This window comes from Halopseudomonas sp. L-58 (assembly GCF_056859475.1).
This window is the reverse complement of the sequence record NZ_JBSXON010000086.1, coordinates 22,971-42,993: the sequence shown is the minus strand read 5'-3', so window position 1 is coordinate 42,993 and position 20,023 is coordinate 22,971. Positions and strand designations below refer to the sequence as shown.

At 63.3% G+C, this 20,023-nt stretch carries 15 protein-coding genes; 7 read left to right on the top strand and 8 right to left on the bottom strand.

From position 1 onward, the window contains the following. Window position 1: 1 nt before the first annotated feature. The 8 genes from siaA to gshB all read right to left on the bottom strand — a co-directional run bounded on the left by siaA (window position 2) and on the right by gshB (window position 7,880). Window positions 2–1,993 carry a biofilm regulation protein phosphatase SiaA gene (siaA, locus tag AC13EY_RS17965; RefSeq protein ID WP_228247093.1) on the bottom strand — a complete coding sequence of 664 codons (1,992 nt, stop codon included), beginning with the start codon at window positions 1,991–1,993 and terminating at the stop codon, window positions 2–4. A 61-nt stretch (window positions 1,994–2,054) separates the two neighbouring features. Continuing rightward, window positions 2,055–3,329, bottom strand: coding sequence for a dihydroorotase (locus tag AC13EY_RS17960; protein ID WP_088276057.1), 1,275 nt, complete (start codon window positions 3,327–3,329; stop codon window positions 2,055–2,057). A 3-nt stretch (window positions 3,330–3,332) separates the two neighbouring features. Next, a complete protein-coding gene (locus tag AC13EY_RS17955) occupies window positions 3,333–4,328 on the bottom strand; it encodes an aspartate carbamoyltransferase catalytic subunit (protein ID WP_088276058.1) in 996 nt (331 codons plus the stop codon). 7 nt (window positions 4,329–4,335) lie between these two features. Further along, complete coding sequence (gene pyrR / locus AC13EY_RS17950; protein WP_228247092.1) at window positions 4,336–4,848, bottom strand: bifunctional pyr operon transcriptional regulator/uracil phosphoribosyltransferase PyrR; 513 nt, start codon at window positions 4,846–4,848, stop codon at window positions 4,336–4,338. Then, window positions 4,845–5,285: a Holliday junction resolvase RuvX gene (ruvX, locus tag AC13EY_RS17945; protein WP_088276060.1), complete on the bottom strand. Its 441-nt coding sequence runs from the start codon at window positions 5,283–5,285 to the stop codon at window positions 4,845–4,847. The genes pyrR and ruvX overlap by 4 nt, the downstream gene beginning before the upstream one ends. Further along, entirely contained in the window at window positions 5,285–5,845 is a 561-nt protein-coding gene (locus AC13EY_RS17940; protein WP_228247145.1) for a YqgE/AlgH family protein, read from the bottom strand. The genes ruvX and AC13EY_RS17940 overlap by 1 nt, the downstream gene beginning before the upstream one ends. 70 nt (window positions 5,846–5,915) lie before the next feature. Further along, complete coding sequence (locus AC13EY_RS17935; protein ID WP_228247144.1) at window positions 5,916–6,812, bottom strand: energy transducer TonB; 897 nt, start codon at window positions 6,810–6,812, stop codon at window positions 5,916–5,918. 114 nt (window positions 6,813–6,926) lie between these two features. Beyond that, on the bottom strand, window positions 6,927–7,880 hold the full coding sequence (gshB, locus tag AC13EY_RS17930; RefSeq protein WP_228247091.1) for a glutathione synthase: 954 nt from the start codon (window positions 7,878–7,880) through the stop codon (window positions 6,927–6,929). A 227-nt stretch (window positions 7,881–8,107) separates the two neighbouring features. Between gshB and AC13EY_RS17925 the strand changes: the two genes are divergently transcribed. The 7 genes from AC13EY_RS17925 to AC13EY_RS17895 all read left to right on the top strand — a co-directional run bounded on the left by AC13EY_RS17925 (window position 8,108) and on the right by AC13EY_RS17895 (window position 20,014). Further along, window positions 8,108–8,521, top strand: coding sequence for a response regulator (locus tag AC13EY_RS17925; RefSeq protein ID WP_088276063.1), 414 nt, complete (start codon window positions 8,108–8,110; stop codon window positions 8,519–8,521). 37 nt (window positions 8,522–8,558) lie between these two features. Beyond that, window positions 8,559–8,924 (top strand): twitching motility response regulator PilH, encoded by a 366-nt coding sequence (gene pilH, locus AC13EY_RS17920; RefSeq protein WP_088276064.1) that lies wholly within the window; start codon window positions 8,559–8,561, stop codon window positions 8,922–8,924. 45 nt (window positions 8,925–8,969) lie between these two features. Then, window positions 8,970–9,506: a chemotaxis protein CheW gene (locus AC13EY_RS17915; protein WP_088276065.1), complete on the top strand. Its 537-nt coding sequence runs from the start codon at window positions 8,970–8,972 to the stop codon at window positions 9,504–9,506. A gap of 88 nt (window positions 9,507–9,594) precedes the next feature. Then, window positions 9,595–11,634, top strand: a complete 2,040-nt coding sequence (locus AC13EY_RS17910) for a methyl-accepting chemotaxis protein (RefSeq protein WP_228247090.1) — start codon at window positions 9,595–9,597, stop codon at window positions 11,632–11,634. A gap of 55 nt (window positions 11,635–11,689) precedes the next feature. Next, entirely contained in the window at window positions 11,690–12,574 is an 885-nt protein-coding gene (locus AC13EY_RS17905) for a CheR family methyltransferase (RefSeq protein WP_269688462.1), read from the top strand. 2 nt (window positions 12,575–12,576) lie between these two features. After that, a complete protein-coding gene (locus tag AC13EY_RS17900; protein ID WP_482890429.1) occupies window positions 12,577–19,056 on the top strand; it encodes a hybrid sensor histidine kinase/response regulator in 6,480 nt (2,159 codons plus the stop codon). Further along, a complete protein-coding gene (locus AC13EY_RS17895) occupies window positions 19,049–20,014 on the top strand; it encodes a chemotaxis protein CheB (protein ID WP_228247086.1) in 966 nt (321 codons plus the stop codon). Before AC13EY_RS17900 ends, AC13EY_RS17895 begins: the two co-directional genes overlap by 8 nt. Window positions 20,015–20,023: the final 9 nt, after the last annotated feature.

The following is a 20,023-nucleotide window of genomic DNA, read 5'->3' as shown; positions in this document are numbered from 1 at the left end:
CTCAGTCAAATCGGAAGCACAGCATGGTGATGTCATCGCGCTGCGGATAGTCGCCCTGATAGGCGGCCAGTGTATCGCTGAAGGCGGCACTTTGCTCGTTCAGTGGCAGACTGGCATGGCGGCGCAGCATATCGGCGAATCGGCTGTTGCCGAAACCGAACCCGCGCTCGCCGCCGGCCTGGTCAAGGAAGCCATCGGTGCACAGATAAAAGGTGCGCCCGGGCTGCAATGCGATCTGCTGGTTATGGTAGTCGCCCTGTCGCTTGTCGCCGAGCGCACGGCGCGCTCCCGGCAAGTGGGAAACCGTACCACCGTCACAGTGATATAGCGCTATCTTCGCACCGGCGAAGGTGACCTGGCGTTGCTCCAGATCAACATAGGCAAGGCCGACGTCCATATTGGTGGCAACCGACTTGGTCTCCGGCGAGTCGCTGAGCATGTGCCGGACGATCTGATCGGTACGGCGCAGGATCGCTGCCGGGTCGTGCATGCCGCAATCGTTGATGGCCTGGTCCAGCGCTGCGTGCGCCAGCATGGTCATCAGTGCGCCGGGTACACCGTGACCGGCGCAGTCGACGACACCGAACAGGCAGTGACTTTGCTCATTGCGGAAGATGTAGAAGTCGCCGCCGACCACGTCCCGCGGGCGCCAGAGCACGGCGTGATGTTCACCGAGCGCATTGACCAGTTCGCGGTTGGGCAGGATCGAGCGCTGGATCAGGCTGGCGTAATCGATCGAGTCCTCGATCTTCTTGCGTGCCGCATGCATCTGCTGGTTGACCTGCTCCAGATCACAGGTGCGCTCCTGAACCCGCTGTTCCAGTTCCTGGGTGTGACTGCGGACCTTGGCCGCCATGATGCCGAAAGCGTCGCTCAATTCGCCGATCTCGTCGTCGCGGCCGGCCGGCATGGCAACGTCGTAGTTGCCTGCAGCCATCGCCTGCGCGCCGCGCTTGAGCTGGCGCAGCGGGCCGAGCAGCAGGCGCTCGATAGCGACCGCAAAAATCAGCACCAGCAGGATCAGCAGGGCGGCCAGCCCGATCAGCAGCGGTGTCAGCCAGGTGCTGTCGATGACTTCGGCGGTAGTCAGGTCGATGGCGTTGACCACGTACCAGTTCAGCTCCGGGATAAAGGTCAGGGCCAGCAACTCGGTGGTGCCCTGCAGCTCTACCGGCAGGGTGCGGACTCCGCCCGGGTCGGTGGCGACCTCGGCAATGGCTGCGGCAACCGCTGCACGGTCACGTTCGCTGACCAGACTGAGCAGATTGGCGCCGCTGCCCTTGTTGGCGTCGGCACCCGAGTTGAGGGCGATCAGGCTGCGATCGCTGTGCGCCTGGATGGCACCGTCGGCATCGATGATCATCGGGGTGACGCCCGGATCATCGCTGGTGATGAAGTCGCGAATGAAGGTGGACAGATCCAGCCCGGATCCCGCCAGCGCCAGCACGCTGCCGTCGTCATCCTTGACCACCATGTTGAGCCAGACCTTGGTGGTGTCCAGCTCGGGGTTGGTGTCGACGTTGATGTTGTAGTTATCTGTGTTGCGCAGGGTGCTGAAGAACCAGCTGTCGGCGTCGGATTCGGGATTGAGGATATAGCGTGGCTCGGTACTGGGGGGCTGGTCGCCACCGTTGAAGTAGTAACCGAGGCTATCCAGGCGGCCGATAAAGTAGGCATGGTCGCGGAAGTCGGCTCGGTACAGCTCCGCTTCACGGAAGAACAGATCAGCCTTGGTCGGATCATCCGGATCAAGCAGCCACTGACGGGTCACCGCAGAATTGGCGAAGCGCAACGACAGCGCCAGCTCGCGGCTGATCGGCGCGCTGATCTTTTCCCGGCTCAGCAGCGTCGCATTGCGTGCGTAGGCCTCGCCAAAGTGTTCGTGAATGCCGTTGAGTACCGACCAGCCGATCAGGCCGGCAGGTACCAGTGCCAGCAGGCAGGCCAGCACCAGGGCCAGCAGTGATTTGCCACGCAAGCCGAATGCGGCCATGCCAGGGCTCCTTCCAATCGCTTAGTGTTGTGTCATGCGCGGCGTTCGACCGGCGTTCGGGTCAATGGGTCTGATATACCAGCTTTCCGCCGTACAGGGTGTGGGTGACGGCCACCGGCGCACCTTTGCCGATGAACGGGCAGTTGGCCCCGCGGGACAGCCAGTTGCGGCCGATTTCGCAGGCCTGAGCCGGGTCGAACAGGGTGATGTCGGCAGCGCCGCCCAGCGACAGCTGGCCGGCTGACAGTCCGAGCGCAGCGGCCGGTCCGGTGGTGACCCGGGACAGCGCTGCAGGCATTTCCAGCAGGCCGTCGGCCACCAGCGTCATGGTCAGCGGCAGAAGGATCTCGACGCTGCTGATGCCCGGTGCCGAGGCGGCAAAGGGCACCCGCTTGGCTTCGGCTTCGTGCGGCTGATGATGCGATGCGATGGCCTGCACCACGCCGCTCTGCACGGCCTGGCGCAGAGCACGCCGGTCGTCGGCGGAGCGCAGCGGAGGCATGACGTGCAGCTGGCTGGAGAAGCCGGTCAGGTCCTCGTCGCAGAGCAGCAGTTGGTAAGCGGCAACATCGGCGGTCACCGGCAGGCCGCGGGCCTGGGCGTCGGCCAGCATATCCATCGCGCGGGCGCTGGTCAGGCCGCTGAAGTGGGCGCGTACACCAGTTTGTTCGATCAGCAGCAGGTCACGGGCCAGGGCAACGGTTTCGGCGCTTTCCGGAATGCCCACCAAACCCAGCCGCGAGGCCGTCGGACCCTCATGGGCCATGCCGCCTTCGGCCAGGTCGGCATCCTGCGGGGTGAAAATGATGGTCAGGCCGAAGGTCGCCGCATATTCGAGCGCGCGGCGCAGAATACGGTTGCTCCCCATCGGGCGCAGCCCCTGGGTAAAGGCGACACAGCCGGCGTCGCGCAGGGCGACCAGTTCACTCAGTTGCTCGCCCTCCAGTCCCTTGGTCAGGGCGCCGATGGGCAGGACGCGGGCGTTGCCGGCAGCCTGGCTGCGATCCAGAATCAGCTCGGCCACGGCCGGGGTGTCCAGCACCGGGCGGCTGTCCGGCGGGCAGCACAGGGTGGTCACGCCACCGGCGGCGGCGGCACGGGTCTCGCTGGCGATACTGCCCTTGCGACTGTAGCCGGGCTCGCGCAGGGAAACGTTGAGGTCCACCAGGCCCGGGCAGGCAATCAGGCCGCGGGCGTCAATGCGCTGGTTGGGGCTGAAGCCCTCGGGGGCAGCGCCGAGGGCCAGAATGTGGCCGGCGGCGATATGCAGATCGGTAATTTCATCAAACTGGCTGGCGGGGTCGATCACCCGGGCGCCTTCAATCGTCAGTCGCATGGTTCAGTTCGCTTCCTGGTTGAGCTGGCGCTGGGTGGTTTGTCCGGTCATGGCCATCGACATGACGGCCATGCGCACGGCGATGCCGTAGGTCACCTGCTTGAGAATCACCGATTGCGGGCCGTCGGCGACTTCCGATTCGATTTCGACGCCGCGGTTGATCGGGCCCGGGTGCATGACCAGCGCATCGGGCTTGGCCAGCGCGAGAGTCTCGCGGGTCAGGCCGTAGAGTTTGTAGAACTCGCTCTCGCTGGGCAGCAGGCCGCTCTGCATGCGCTCCTTCTGCAGGCGCAGCATGATGACCACGTCGACGTCGCGCAGCCCGACACGCAGATCGTTGAAGACCCGTACGCCGTACTGGTCGATGCCTTCGGGTAGCAGGGTGCGTGGGGCGATCACGCGGATATCCGGGCAGCCAAGGGTTTTCAGGGCGAGCATATTGGAGCGCGCGACCCGCGAATGCAGGATGTCGCCGACGATGGCGACCGAAAGGTTCTCGAAGTCGCCGCGGTGGCGACGGATGGTCAGCATGTCGAGCATCGCCTGGGTCGGGTGCGCGTGGTTGCCGTCGCCGGCGTTGATCACGGCGACGTCCGGGCAGACCCGCTCGGCGATAAAGTGCGCCGCGCCGGAATCGCCGTGACGCACCACGAACATGTCGGCCGCCATCGCCTCCAGATTCTGCAGGGTGTCGTAGAGGGTTTCGCCCTTGCTGGTCGACGAGGTCGAGATATTCAGGTTGAGTACGTCGGCCGACAGCCGCTTGGCCGCCAGCTCGAAGGTGGTGCGGGTCCGGGTCGAGTTCTCGAAGAACACGTTGCAGACCGTCTTGCCGCGCAGCAGCGGGACCTTTTTGACCGCACGTTCACCGACTTCGAGGAAGGAGTCGGCGGTATCGAGCAGTTCGGTCAGCAGCTCGCGCGATAGCCCTTCAATGGTCAGGAAGTGGCGCAGCTGGCCCTGTTGGTTGAGTTGCAGGTGATGCGGCGTCAGGCTCATGGCGATCTCAATTGGTGGCGGCGTCGGTCAGGGTCAGGTGCAGCGGGGCGGGTCCGGTCAATTTTACCCGCTGGCCTTCTGTCAGGGCCAGAGTGGCGCCAAGGATGTCGGCGCGGATCGGCAGCTGGCGGGCGTCGACGTCGATCAGGGTGACCAGGGTTACCGAGGCCGGGCGGCCGTAATCGAACAGTTCGTTGAGCGCGGCGCGGATGGTGCGTCCGGTCATCAGCACGTCGTCGACCAGAATGATGTGACGGTCGTCGACACCGAACGGCAGCTCGGACGGGCGTACCCGTTGCGGCAGGCCGTGCTGCTCGAAGTCATCGCGGTAGAAGGCGATATCCAGCGTGCCCATCGGCGCCTCGGGTGCGACGGCAGCATGCAGGGCATCGGCAACCCAGACACCGCCGGTATGAATGCCGACAAAGGCCGGGTCGCTGATCTGCCGCGCGTCCAGATGGGCGCGCAACTGGTCGGCCATGCTGCTCAGCAGGCTGTCGACCGCGGGAAGTGTACTCATGGTGTCTCCTTGCTCTGGCCGCTCAGCCAGGTCTGCAGCAGCAGGGCGGCGGCGAGGCTGTCGACCGGGTCATCCCGGTAGCTGCTCGGTGTGCGTCCCTGCGACTTGAGGTGTTGTTTGGCTTCAAAGGTACTAAGGCGCTCGTCGACGGTCTCGACCGGCAGTTGAAAACGGCCGTTCAGGCGGCGGGCGAAGCGAGCGGCACGTTCGCTCATATCGCTGGCGCTGCCGTCCATGTTCAGGGGCAGACCGACGACCAGGACGTTCGGCTCCCACTCGCGAATCAGTCGGGCGATCTGCTCCCAGTCCGGCACGCCGTCACGGGCGCGCAGGTTGGTCAGTGGCTCGGCGCTGCCGGTCAGGGTCTGGCCGACGGCAACGCCGATCTGCCGGGTGCCGTAGTCGAATGCCATGGCGCGGCGATGGGCGGTCGGCATCAGGCGTGGCCCGCCTGGCTGGTCAGCAGGCTCCAGTCCACCCCGAGCGAGCGTGCGGCGGCGGTCAGGCGCTGCTCCCAGGGCAAATTGAACAGGATGCCGTGATCGGCCGGGCAGCTCAGCCAGACGTTTTCGGCCAGCTCCTGCTCCAGCTGGCCGGCACCCCAGCCGGCGTAGCCAAGGGTAATCAGCACTCGATCCGGGCCATCGCCCCGCGCCATGGCGCTGAGAATGTCGCGCGATGTGGTCAGCTTCAGCGGGCCGAGATCCACGCTCGACTCCCAGTTGCGCTCACCGTCGTGCAGCACGAAACCGCGCTCGGTTTCCACCGGGCCGCCATTGAGTACGGTGACGTCGATACCCGCGGTAACATCTGGCGCCAGCTGGTCGAGCAGATCACTGAGGTTGAGTTCGCTTGGCTGGTTGACTATCAGGCCCATGGCGCCTTCCGGGCTGTGCTCGCAAAGGTAGATGAGGCTGTGATCGAAACGCGGATCAGCCATATGCGGCATGGCGATCAGGAAATGGTGGGTGAGGTTGCTCGGTGTCGTCTGCATAATGCCCATAGTATTGGGTCGAAGGCCGGGCAGGGCAAGGACCGAATTGCCGGTCTGGCCGCTGGTTTTCCGGTCAGAAACTGGATACCCGGTCGCCCGGCTCGAAGCGCCAGGTGCGAATGATCTCCAGCACGTCGATATCCATCAGGTCGCCGGTAAAGGGCATGAAGGGCGCGGCCAAGCGTACGATGCGCATGGCGGCCTGATCCAGAACCTGTTCACCGGAGGACTCGAGGATCTGCACATCGCGCAGGGTGCCGTCGCGGTTGATCTGCACCAGCAGGCGCAGGCTGCCGTAGATGCGGTTGGCTCGGGCTTGCGCCGGATAGTTGAGGTTGCCGACCTGCTCTACCTTGCGCCGCCAGGCATCCTTGTAGAACGCCCCCTTGTCCTGCATGGTCGATGCGGCATTGAGGCGCAGGATGCGCGGCCGTCTGGCGTAGGCCTGTCGCTCCTCGGCGAGCTGGGCTTCCAGGCTGGCGATTTCGCGTGACAGATCATTCATGTCGAAGCGCAGTTGCGCTGCGGGTGCCGGCAGCGGCTTCGGGCTGGGCGGTGCGGTGGTTACCCGCTGCTGACTCGGCGCGGTAGTCGTCACCGTCTTTTGCTGCACCGGCGCGGGCGGCGGCGCGCTGACCTGCGGCGGCGGGCTGACCCGGTTGATTTCGCTGTCCTGGAAGGGAGCTTCCTCGGTGGTGCTGGGGGCAGCCTTTTCTTCGAGTGTACCGCTGCCCTGCTGGTTCATCTGGGCGAGGTAGTCGGCGTCCTCGGGGGGCGCTTCGCTTTGCTGGGTGGCCAGGGTGATTTCGAGGCTTTTCGACAGCTCGCTGGGGGTCGGGATATCGAAAGTAATGCCAAGGATGACCAAAGCGTGCAGGACCGCAGCCAGAAACAGGGTGAAGCCGAGACGGTCACGGGAGGTGACGGTCGGCGGGCTGTTGCTGGCAAGGGGCGGTGCTGCGTTGTTCATGCGATCCATGTGCTGGGTGCTGTCACTGTCCGGTGAAGTCTGCCCGCGGTGGCCGCAAAAGTCCATGTGCTGCGTCACGCCGCCGAATCTTGCTGTCCGGCGGCGTGAGGGCGGTCAGCGGGCCTGCAGCAGTTCCTCGATGGCATCCATCAGGCGGCCGCCGATATCGGTATCGTAGGCGGCGTCGATCTCTCGGATGCAGGTCGGGCTGGTCACGTTGATCTCGGTGAGATAATCGCCGATGACATCCAGGCCGACAAACAACAGCCCGCGTTCGCGCAGCGCAGGGCCGACCTGCTCGGCGATCCAGCGGTCGCGCTCGGTTAACGGACGCGCCTCGCCACGGCCGCCGGCGGCCAGGTTGCCACGGGTTTCGCCCTGCTGGGGGATGCGTGCAAGGCAGTAGGGCACCGGCTCGCCCTTGATCATCAGGATGCGCTTGTCGCCATCCTTGATCTCCGGCAGGTAGCGTTGAGCCATGATCTGCTGGGTGCCATGCACGGTCAGGGTCTCGATGATGACGCTCAGGTTGGGGTCGCCCTCCCTTATACGGAAAATCATGGAGCCGCCCATCCCGTCGAGCGGTTTGAGAATAACGTCACGGTGCCGGGTGGCGAATTCGCGGAGAATGTCCGCGCGGCGGGTCACGATGTGATCCGGTGCACATTGCGGGAACTGGGTGGCGAACAGTTTCTCGTTGCAGTCGCGCAGACTGGCCGGGCGGTTGACGATCAGTACACCGTCGCGCTCAGCCGCTTCCAGGATGTGTGTCGCGTAGAGGAATTCGTTGTCGAATGGCGGATCCTTGCGCATCAGGATCACATCAAGGGAGTCCAGCGGGGCCTGTTGCTGTTCGCCCAGGTCATACCAGTGATCCGGGTTGGCGTGTACCTGGAGCGGACGAAGGCAGCCCATGGCCTTGCCGTTGGCGAGGTAGAGGTCCTGGGGCTCCATGTAGAGGAGCTCCCAGTCGCGGGCGGCGGCGGCCAGCAGCATGGCCAGAGAACTGTCCTTTTTGTATTGGATCGCGCTGATGGGATCCATGACGATACCGAGGCGAATGCGCATAGAATGTGTGCTTTCCTGGCTGTTTCGGAAGGGAGTCGAGTGTAGCGCCAGACGGTCTGCGCAGCCAGTGCGGACAGGAGTGCAATGTTGTCTCGGTGGCGCTTCTGCTTTATAGATTGACCGCCGAATCTATGCTAAAAGTACGCGGAAAGGGAATTGGCTGGTCGAGGGGGTGCCGCGCAGCAGCCTTCTGAATCGACCCTCCATCAATAACAAAGGCTGGTCTTATGGAAGAAAATTTCGAAAGCCTCAAAGTCATGGTGATTGATGACAGCAAGACGATCAGACGCACGGCCGAGACCCTGCTGAAGAAGGTCGGCTGTAATGTAATCACGGCGGTTGACGGCTTTGACGCGCTGGCCAAGATTGCCGACAACCACCCGGACATCATCTTTGTCGACATCATGATGCCGCGCCTTGACGGCTATCAGACCTGTGCCCTGATCAAGAACAACAGTGCCTTCCGGGCGACACCGGTGATCATGCTGTCCAGCAAGGACGGTCTGTTTGACAAGGCCAAGGGCCGGATCGTCGGTTCCGATCAATACCTGACCAAACCGTTCAGCAAGGAAGAGCTGCTGGGAGCCATCCGCGCTCATGTCCCGCAGGGCGGTCATGTTGCGGGCGCCGCTGGCGCCTGAGCACTAACTCATTCGAAGAACAACCCGGGGGAGTCTGATGGCTCGCATTTTGGTAGTAGATGATTCGCCGACCGAGCTGTACAAGCTGACCGGCATGCTGGAGAAACACGGTTACGAGGTCCTCAAGGCCGAGAACGGTGCCGATGGGGTGGCGCTGGCCCGGCAGGAAAAGCCCGACGCGGTACTGATGGATATCGTCATGCCGGGGCTCAACGGTTTTCAGGCGACGCGCCAACTGACCAAGGATCCCGAAACCAATCATATTCCGGTCATCATCGTGACTACCAAGGATCAGGAAACCGACAAGGTTTGGGGTACCCGGCAGGGCGCCAAGGACTATCTGACCAAGCCGGTAGATGAGTCCACCCTGATCAAGACGCTGAAAACCGTGCTCGGCAGCTAGTTACCGGCGCCTTCTGTGCCGGATAAGAATGAGAACAGGGACGGCATGTCAGACACTCAACATCCTTTTGAACTGCTGCAGCAACTCGCTGACCAGTGCCGCCTGCAGGCGGCCGGCCTTCCATCGCAGGATGAGGTCAGCGAAACCTGGAGTGGTGTCGGCTTTCGCCTTGCCGGTCACGTCATGCTGGCCGCAATGGGCGAAATCACCGAAATTCTTCACGAACCGCGCTACACCGCACTGCCCAGGGTCAAGGCCTGGGTTCGGGGCGTGGCGAACGTGCGTGGACGCCTGTTACCGATCATCGATCTGAGCCGTTTCTTTGGTGTGGCTGCCAGTGGCGGGCGTAAGCAGCGCCGGGTGCTGGTGCTGGACCGTGACGATCTGTTTGTCGGTCTGCTGGTGGATGAAGTGCTGGGGATGCAGCACCTGCCGGTCAGTACCTTCAGTACCGAGCTGCCGGAGCTGGAGCCGCGTGTGCGGCCCTATGTTGTTGGGGGATACCAGGGCGAGCGTGAAGCGCTGGTGTTCAATTTTCGCGCACTGGCACGTGATCAGGATTTTCTCGATGTAGCCATCTGATCGGAATTGGCGCTACCGGTGCTGAACGCCGGTCGCGCCGGAGCATGTTAGCCAGAAAAAAGCCGTAGGCCAGGTAGGGGCCAGTAAAATGAAGATACTTGATACACAGACGCTGTCTTCCTTGCGAAGCAACCGGACGGTACTTGGCCTGGGTGCCATTCTGCTGCTGTCGCTGGTGTTGCTGATCGCCAACTTCCTGTACCTGAATACGCAGAGCTCCCGTGATACCGAATACATTGGTCACGCCGGCGAGCTGCGGGTTCTGTCCCAGCAGATCTCCAAGTCGGCAACCGAAGCTGCCACCGGTACGCCGGAAGCCTTCGGTCTGTTGCTCAGCGCGCGTAACGACTTCCAGCAACGCTGGGACTATCTGGTCAAGGGTGACGCCGCCTCCGGTTTGCCACCGATGCCGGCCAGCATGGCCGGGCAGCAGGCCCAGTTGCAGGCTGACTGGGACAAGGTGCGTCGCAATGCCGACGCGATTCTCGCCAGTCAGGGCACGGTTCTGTCGCTGCACGAAGTTGCTGCAACCCTGTCCGATACCGTGCCGCAGCTGCAGGTCGAGTATGAAGATGTGGTAGACGTGCTGATCGCCAGCAATGCGCCGGCCGATCAGGTCGCTATTGCCCAGCGCCAGTCACTGCTGGCCGAGCGGATTCTTGGTTCGGTGAACCGGGTACTGGAAGGTGACGAAGACGCGGTGATGGCGGCCGACAGCTTCGGGCGTGACGCCAGCCTGTTCGGGCGCGTACTGCAGGGCATGATCGAGGGTAACGCCAGTATCGGGATAACCCGGGTGGCGGATGCAGACGCCGCCAGCCGGCTGCAGGAAATCCAGTCACTGTTCCGCTATGTGTCCGATTCGGTTGACCAGATTCTGCTGACTTCCCCTGAGCTGTATCAGGTACGTACCGCCGCCAACGATATCTTTACCGACTCGCAGTCGCTGCTGGAGAATGCATCCAGTCTGGCTCAGGCTTTTGAAGCCAATGCCGATGGACGCGTTGCCAACACCATCCTGGGTTACGTGCTGGCCGCCATCGCGCTGACCTGTTTGCTGTTGATCGGTATCCAGCTGACCCGCGACACCCGTTTGCGTCTGGACGAGACGCTGGAAAAAACCCAGCGCGACCAGGCCGCGATTCTGCGACTGCTCGACGAGATCGGCGATCTCGCCGACGGTGACCTGACGGCCCAGGCGACGGTAACCGAAGACTTTACCGGTGCGATTGCCGACTCCATCAACGAGTCTATCGACCAGCTGCGTGCGCTGGTAGGCACCATCAACCATACCGCCCAGCAGGTAGAGCGCGCCGCGCAGGAAACCCAGGGCACAGCGATGCATCTGGCCGAAGCCTCCGAGCACCAGGCACAGGAAATTGCGGGCGCCTCGGCGGCGGTAAACGAAATGGCGGTCTCCATTGACCAGGTATCGGCCAACGCCTCCGAGTCGGCCGCGGTAGCGGAGCGCTCGGTAGCCATCGCCAACAAGGGTAACGAGGTGGTGCAGAACACCATCGTGGGCATGGATACCATTCGCGAGCAGATTCAGGACACCTCCAAGCGGATCAAGCGTCTTGGTGAGTCGTCCCAGGAGATTGGTGACATCGTCAGCCTGATTAACGATATTGCCGACCAGACCAACATTCTGGCTCTGAACGCGGCGATCCAGGCCTCCATGGCCGGTGACGCCGGTCGAGGCTTCGCGGTGGTTGCGGACGAAGTTCAGCGCCTCGCAGAACGTTCCTCCGGTGCGACCAAGCAGATCGAAGCGCTGGTTAAAACCATTCAGACCGATACCAACGAAGCGGTTATCTCGATGGAGCAGACCACCTCTGAGGTGGTACGTGGTGCACGCCTGGCTCAGGACGCGGGTGTGGCCCTGGAAGAGATCGAAAAGGTATCGACCAGTCTGGCGGCGTTGATTCAGAACATCTCCAACGCAGCACGTCAGCAGGCGTCGTCCGCTGGTCACATTTCCAACACCATGAACGTGATTCAGGAAATTACCTCGCAGACGTCTGCCGGTACGACCGCGACCGCTCGCAGCATTGGCGAGTTGGCGAAACTGGCCGAGGCGATGCGTCAGTCGGTCGATGGTTTCACCTTGCCGCAGCAGGGCGACTAAGCTGATACGGGTGGCACCCGGTGCCACCCGAGGACGCTGAGTACGAGGGGCTTACGTGCAGACAACGCAAAACTGGTCGTTGCAACCGCTGCCGGAAATGGATGGGCAGCAGTTTCGTCAGTGGCAAACGCTGCTGGAGGCGCGTACGGGCGTGTGCGTCAGCGACCAGCGCAAGACCTTTCTGCAGACTAGCCTGGGCGCGCGCATGCGCGAGCTCAACCTGGCCGACTATCAGACCTACTTCGAGTACGTCACCAACGGCGCTGCTGGCGCCGTCGAGTGGTCGGCACTGATCGAGCGTCTGACCGTGCGCGAAACCAGCTTCATGCGCCATCGCCCGTCCTTCGAAGCGGTAGGGCGCCACCTCGACCTGCTGCTCAAGGGGCGCGACAAGGAGCGGCCGCTGCAGCTCTGGAGTGTGGGCTGCGCCAGCGGTGAAGAGGCCTACTCGATGGCCATCATGGTCGAGCAGAGCCTGCGCCGGGCAGGTGGTCATCCGGGCGGCTACGGGATCTGGGCAACCGATATCAGCCACAAGGCGCTGGAGCAGGGGCGTACTGCCGTGTATCCGGGCGCCCGGCTGGGCGGACTCAACGAACGTGAGCGTCGGGAGTGGCTGCAGCCGCTGGCCAACGACCGTTATGAAGTGGCCTATGCCCTGCGTGATCGGGTCTGTTTTGCCCGCGTCAATATTCTTGAACTGGCCCAGGCTCCGATTCAGGACCTGGATATCATTTTCTGCCAGAACCTGCTCATCTACTTCCGTCGCTGGCGTCGTCGCGACCTGCTGAACCTGCTCGCCAGACGGCTGGCTCCAGGTGGCATGCTGGTTATCGGACTGGGTGAAATCGTGGACTGGAACAACCCGCTGCTCGAGCGTCTGCCTGATGATCAGGTGCAGGCCTATGTGCGGCGGGAAAGCAACGGACGTCTGGAGTGAATATGGGTGATCGGCATGATTATGTCGCGCTTGACTGGGTCAAGGGCGAGATATCCGAAACGCTGAATCAGGCGCGTCAGGCGCTTGAAGCCTTTGTCGAAAATCCCGAGGACTCGACCCGGTTGCGCTTTTGTCTGACCTATATCCACCAGGTTCATGGCACGCTGCAGATGGTCGAGTTCTATGGCGCAGCCCTGCTCGCAGAGGAAATGGAACAGCTCGCCCAGGCGCTGATGAATGGCTCGGCCAGCCGCGAGGGCGAGGCACTCGAAGTCTTGATGCAGGCCATCCTGCAGATGCCGGCGTACTTGGATCGGGTGCAGAGCGCGCGACGTGACCTGCCGATGGTACTGCTGCCACTGCTCAACGACATGCGCACCGCCCGTGGCGACAAGCTGCTGTCCGAGAATGCGGTTTTCAGTCCGGCGCTGGACGGTGCAGAGTCCGCGTCTCGCGGTGCCGCTGTCGCCGATTTGAGTGATGAAGCCAGTGTGCGCCAGCTGCGCAAGCTGCGACAGGCGCTGCAGATGGCGCAGGCCAATGTGATCCGTGGCCAGGATGTGCCCCAGAATAGCCGGCACTTGCGCAATGTGTTTGTGCGTCTTGAGGCGCTGTGTGCGGATGCCCCCTATGCCCAGCTCTGGTCGATTTTTGCCGGCGTTGCCGAAGGTCTGGAAATCGGCAGCATCGACAACAGCGCGGCGGTGCGCCAATTGCTGCGCCAGGCTGATCAGGAGCTGCGTCAGTTGATGGCGCGGGGTGCGACGGCGCTGCAAAGCGCTCCACCCCGTGAGTTGCTGCGCAACCTGCTGTTTTATGTTGCCAAGAGTGCCGACGGCAGCCCCCGGCTGGATGCCCTCAAGGAGCGTTATCAGCTCAAGGGCAGCTGGAACGAAGAGCAGCGCGGCGCCGGTGATCGGCTGGTCGGTCCGGATCGTGAGGCCATGCAGTCGGTCGCACTGGCGCTGGGCGAAGAGCTTATGCAGGTCAAGGATCAGCTCGACCTGTTCGTACGCAGTGATCGTCGTGACCTGACCGCTCTGGAAGGCATGTTGCCGGTGATGAAGCGCATTGCCGACACGCTGGCGATGCTGGGGCTTGGCCAGCCGCGGCGGGTGCTGACCGAGCAGATCGAACAGGTCATGCGGTTGGCGTCGGGCCAGTCGGCGATCACCGATGCAGCCCTGATGGATGTGGCCGGTGGCATGCTCTACGTGGAAGCCAGTCTGCAGGGCATTCTCGGCGTTGACCGCAGCGATCAGGACGGTGCTGCCGACAGCGATATGCAGGGGCTTGCTGCAGCGCAGGATATAGCGCTGGTCCATCAACTGGTGGTGCAGGAAGCGCGTAACGCGCTGGAAGAAACCCGCGAATCGATCAATGCCTTTATTGCCAATCAGTGGGATCACAGCCAGCTGGCCCCTGTCGATGCCCTGCTTACCAGCGTGCGCGGCGGTCTGGCCATGGTGCCGCTGGCCCGCGCAGCCGCGGCGATAGCGGCGTGCCGTCGCTATATCACCGAACAGCTGATTGGCCGCTCTCTGGTGCCGGACTGGCCCGCGCTGGACGCGTTGGCTGACGTCATCACCAGCATTGACTACTACCTCGAACGCCTGGCCGAGGACGATAGCGGTCGCGGTGACAGCATTTTGGATGTCGCAGAGGAGCGTCTTGGCCTGTTGGGCTATCACCCGCAGAACCTGCCCGAAGAGGAGGTCGCCGAGCAACCGGCGTCGGTCGAGGACGCGGAAGAGGCCGAATCCGAGGTGTCGATATCGGATGAACCGCTTGCCGAGGCAGCCGAGCAGATGCAGCCTGCAGAGCCAGAGCCAGAGCCAGAGCCAGAGCCAGAGCCAGAGCCAGAGCCAGAGCCAGAGCCAGAACTGCAACCGGTGGCGCCGCCCAGCCCGCCGCCGGCGGCGGAAGAAGACGAGCTTGATGAAGAACTGGTAGAGATCTTCGTCGAAGAGGCCGGGGAAGTACTGGAAACCCTGGCCGAGTATACGCCCCAATGGCAGGCCGATCTTGAGGATGACAAGGCGCTGGCCGAGGTGCGGCGTGCCTTCCACACGCTCAAGGGCAGTGGCCGCATGGTGCGTGCAGGGGTTCTGGCCGAGCTGGCCTGGGCCGTAGAGAACATGCTCAATCGCGTGCTGGATCGCAGCATCGAAGCCGATGGTGCCCTTTTCCAGGTGGTGAATGCCGTTCGCGGACTGATGCCGCGACTGGTAGAGGACTTTGCCGCAGGTCGGCAGCAGGCGTTGCCGGAGGTCGGGCGCCTGACGGCTCAGGCCGAGGCGTTGGCCCGGGGTGAGGCGTTGCCGGACGCGGGCCCGCCGGCTGCCGATGTCGGCATAGCCAGTGAAGATGCGGCTGAAACGCTTGACCCGATGGTCTCCGCAGACACACTGAATACCGAAGCCGAAGCCGAAGCCGAAGCCGAAGCCGAAGCCGAAGCCGAAGCCGAAGCCGAAGCCGAAGCCGAAGCCGAAGCCGAAGCCGAAGCCATTGAGCTGGTCGATCTGAGCGAGTTCGAACTGCCGGAGCTTGAAGAGTCCGCAGCGCCGGAAGACGACGCCTTCACCTCGCTTGATGATGAGCCGGTGTTGGATGACGCCGAGCACACCTCCAGCCTTGACGAGGCACCGCGGGCCGTCTCCGAGCCAGGCGATCGCGAGGCAGTCGAGCTGACGAATGAGATCGAGCCGGACGAGTCCGTCGGCGCCATCGACGAGTCGGCCGGGGATGAAGAGGCTCCTGTTTGGTCGAGCGCAGCTGACAGTGACGGACTGGGCGTTGTGGCTTCGGAGCCCGAGCCTGAACACGAAGCAACTGGCGGCATGGATCCGGTGTTGCTGGATATCTTCCGTAACGAAACCCGTAACCATATCGATCAGATCAACGCCTACCTGCGTGAGTGCCACGAATACGGCACGCCGCGCGCGTTGAGCGATGCATTGCAGCGTGCCCTGCATACACTCAAGGGCAGTGCCCACATGGCGGGCATTCAACCGATTGCTCTATTGGCTACGCCGCTGGAAAAACTGACCAAGGATTTCAAGGCCAACCTGGTGCCTGCCGATCAGGCGCTGGTCGAGCTGCTGGGTGATGCCGTGGCCCTGTTCGAGGCCGGGCTTGAGCAACTGGTGCAGGCGCCGCAGGCACCGTTGCCTGGCACCGATGCCTTCCTGCGGCGGATCGAGCAACTACGCGAGCAGGGCCTGAGTGCCCGTGACAGCGGCCGCACCGATCTGGATCGGGCGGCCGGTGCGGATCTGATGTCGATTTTCCTGACCGAGGGCATCGATCTATTGCTCGACGTCAGTGACGATCTCAACATGCGCTCTGCCGGCAGCACGCCGGAATTCGACAGCGGCGAGCTGGCTGCCAGCCTGCGTGCCCTGGCCGAGGTGGCAGCGGAGGTCGAGCTGGCGCCACTTGAGCGTCTGGCCGATACCCTTGAGCAGGTACACGAGCGGCTTGGGGCCGGTACGCTGGCGCTGGACGAGGCGGTACTGGATGCACTGGCAGCGGCCCATGAGCGGCTGATCAGCATGATGGATCAGGTTGCTGCCCATCAGCATCTGTTGCCGGCTGATGCCGAGCTGCGCGCGCTGCAGGTATTGATCCCCGGGGCGCTGGCTGAACAGCCGGCCACGGCTCCGGCGTCCGCGCCGGCAGCTCCGGCAGGCGGCAGCTGGAGCCTGAGTGAAGCGGGTACCGATGCCGAACTGGTTGATATCTTCCTCGAGGAAGCGCAGGAAATCATCGACAGCGCCGCAGCCAGCTTGCAGAAGTGGATTGCCGACCCCGGTAACACGCTGGCAGTGGAAGCATTGCAGCGTGATCTGCATACCCTCAAGGGCGGTGCGCGTATGGCCGAGATTCGCCCGGTAGGCGATCTGGCCCATGAAATGGAGTTTGTCTACGAAGGTCTGTGCGACCAGCGCTATGAGCCCAGCGATGGTCTGATTGCGTTGCTGCACGCCTGCCATGATGCCCTCGCCGAGATGATTGAGGGGGTGGTCGCGTCCAGGCCGATCAGTGATGGCGCAGCGCTGATCGCTGCGATCAATGGTTTCCGCAAGAATCCGAATACCGTACCGACCCTGCCGGATAACGAGGCGGTGGCCAGCCCGCAGCCGGAAGAAAGGCCGCTGGAGTCGCCTGTTGCATCGCCGATGCAGGGTATGCTCGGCATGTTTGTCGAGGAAGCCCGCGAGCTTCTGGCTCCCTGCGACGGGTTGTTTGCGGCGAAGGACAACGACGCCGCCGCTGCGGCGAATCTGCTGCATCGTGTGCAGACCCTCAAGGGCAGTGCGCGCCTGGCTGGTCAACATGCCCTGGCCGAGCAGGCCAAGCGCCTGGAAGGGGCGCTGATAGATGGCTCAGCGCAGGCATCCGAACTGGCTGCTCTGCATGGTGCCGTTGCAGACCTTGCTCCCGAGGCGGAGGAGCCGGCGTCTTTGCCTGCATCAGCGCCAGCAAGTTCACCGGTGACGTCGCCCATTGCATCCGCGCCCCAGCGCGATGTTCCGGCAGCGCCCGCAGAAGGTATGTCGCTCGCCGAGGTTAACGCGGTCCTGAAGCAGGCGATGGAGTCTTCAGGCCCGACAAGCGCCGACAGCAGCAAGCGCGCGGCTGCGCAGGAAAGTGTCAAGGTTTCTGCTGCGCTGCTGGAGGAACTGGTCAACCTGGCGGGTGAAACCTCCATCTTCCGCGGCCGTATCGAGCAGCAGGTCACCGACGTTGGGCAGATCCTCGAAGACGTGGAAAGCACCATCGACCGGGTACGTGATCAGCTGCGCCGTCTGGACATGGAGACCCAGGCGCAGATTCTGTCGCGCCACCAGGATCAGATGGGGCCTGGCTATGAGGACTTCGACCCGCTGGAAATGGACCAGTATTCCCAGCTCCAGCAGCTGTCGCGCTCGCTGTTCGAGTCCGCGTCCGACTTGCTCGACCTGAAGGAAACCCTGGCCACCCGCAGTCGCGACGCCGAAACCCTGCTGCTGCAGCAGGCGCGGGTCAATACCGAGCTGCAGGAAGGTCTGATGCGCACCCGCATGGTGCCGTTCGAGCGGCTGGTGCCGCGTTTGCGCCGGGTGGTGCGTCAGGTTGCCAGCGAACTGGGCAAGCAGGTCGATATTGTCATTGGCAACGCCGAAGGCGAAATGGATCGCAGTGTTCTGGAGCGCATGATCGGGCCGCTCGAACACATGCTGCGCAACGCAGTGGATCACGGTATTGAAGCGCCCGCGCAGCGTGAGGCTGTGGGCAAGGCGCGTGAGGGCCGAATCCGTCTGGACCTGCAACGTGAGGGCGGCGAGATTGTGCTGACCCTGCAGGATGACGGCGCCGGTATCAATCTCGAAGCGGTGCGCCGCAAGGCCATCGAGCGCGGGCTGATGGATGCCGACACCGAGCTGACCGATCAGGAAGTGCTGCAGTACATCCTTGAGGCGGGCTTCTCCACGGCAGAGAAGGTGACCCAGATTTCCGGCCGCGGTGTGGGCATGGATGTGGTCAACGCCGAGGTCAAGCAGCTTGGCGGGAGCATGACGCTGACTACCGAGCCGGGCAACGGCTCGACCTTCACCATCCGACTGCCGTTTACCGTGTCGGTCAACCGGGCGCTGATGGTCTATTCCGGCGAAGATCTCTACGCCATTCCGCTGAACACCATCGAGGGTATTGTGCGGGTCTCCGGTTATGAGCTGGAGGCTTACTACGCGCCGGATGCACCGCCGTTCGAGTATGCCGGCAAAACCTATGATCTGCGCTATCTCGGTGACCTGCTGGTGACCGGGCAGCAGCCCAAGCTGTCCGGTCACAGTCTGCCCTTGCCGGTGATTCTGGTCCGCGGTGCCGAGCACAGCGTTGCGGTTCAGGTGGACGCGCTGGCCGGCTCGCGCGAGATCGTGGTGAAGAACCTCGGCAAGCAGTTTGCGGTAGTGCCGGGTATTTCCGGTGCGACCATTCTGGGTGACGGCCGCGTGGTGGTGATTCTTGATCTGCTGGCGGTGATCCGTGCCCAGCAGGCGCAGCAGGCCCAACTGCAGCTTGCCGCCGAGCGCGCCGCGCTGGTTGGCGAGTATGAAGAGGAACGGCCGACGCTGGTGATGGTCGTCGACGATTCGATCACTGTGCGCAAGGTGACCAGCCGTCTGCTCGAGCGTAATGGCATGGAGGTGGTTACCGCCAAGGATGGGGTCGAGGCCATTGCCAAGCTCCAGGACATCACCCCCGACATCATGCTGCTGGACATCGAGATGCCGCGCATGGACGGCTTCGAGGTGGCCACACTGGTTCGTCACGATCCGCGTCTTGAGAAGCTGCCAATCGTGATGATCACCTCGCGGACCGGCGAGAAGCACCGTGAAAGGGCGCTCGGCATCGGCGTGAATGTCTATCTGGGCAAGCCTTATCAGGAGTCCCAGCTGCTCGAGGTGATCGATCAACTGGTAGAGAGTGGTGACTGATCAGGCACCCGGGATCGCGCTGCTGGCCTGTGATGCGGGCCAGCGTCAGCAACTGGTACAGGTGCTGAGTACCTTCGGCTACCGCATTGTGTCTGCCGAGGACCCTGCGTCACTGCAGCCCGAGGATCTGGCCCAAATCAAAGTCGATGCCTGGCTGCTTGAGCTGGCGGATGAGTCGCCGCTTACCGAATGGCTGCTCGAGCACAGCGATGTGCCGGTGTTGCTGGGTGCTGGCGAGATTCCTGCCGCTGATTGCGAGGACTATCCGCGTTGGCAATGCCGGTTGTATGGCAAGCTGCAGCCGCTACTGGGCACGCCGGCTCTGGGCCAGGCTCCTTCGCTTGCGGCGCCACCGACGCCAAACCCGGAGGCGCATCCAATCTGCGTCTGGGTGCTGGGCGCCTCCCTGGGTGGGCCGTCAGCAGTGAAGCGCTTTCTCGACTCGCTGCCGGCGAGTCTGCCGCTCGCTTTTGTCTACGCCCAGCATATTGATCCCGGATTCGAGCAGCAGCTACCCCAGGTGATTGGCCGGCAGAACGACTGGAAAATACTCAACTGCCGGCCGGGCAGCCGATTGCAGGCCGGCGAGGTGCTGGTTGTGCCCATCAACCGGCAACTGGGTTTTGCCGAGGATGGCAGCCTGGCCGTCAGTGACGAGCCCTGGCCCGGCCCTTATCAGCCGTCGATAGAAACGGTACTGGATCTGGTTTCCCGGCAATTCGGGCCGGCGTGCGGGGCGATTATTTTCAGCGGTATGGGCGAGGATGGTGTTGCTGCCTGCGGACGTCTGCGTCAGCAGGGCAGCGAGGTCTGGACCCAGGATACCGTCAGCGCTGCCTGTGCGACCATGCCGAGCGCGGTTCTCGATGCCGGCTTCAGCCACCGCCAGGGCTCTCCCGAGGAACTGGCAGCTGCGCTGGAGCGCTGGCTGGCAAGGGAATGGTCGGCAGCAAGCTGAGCACTAACT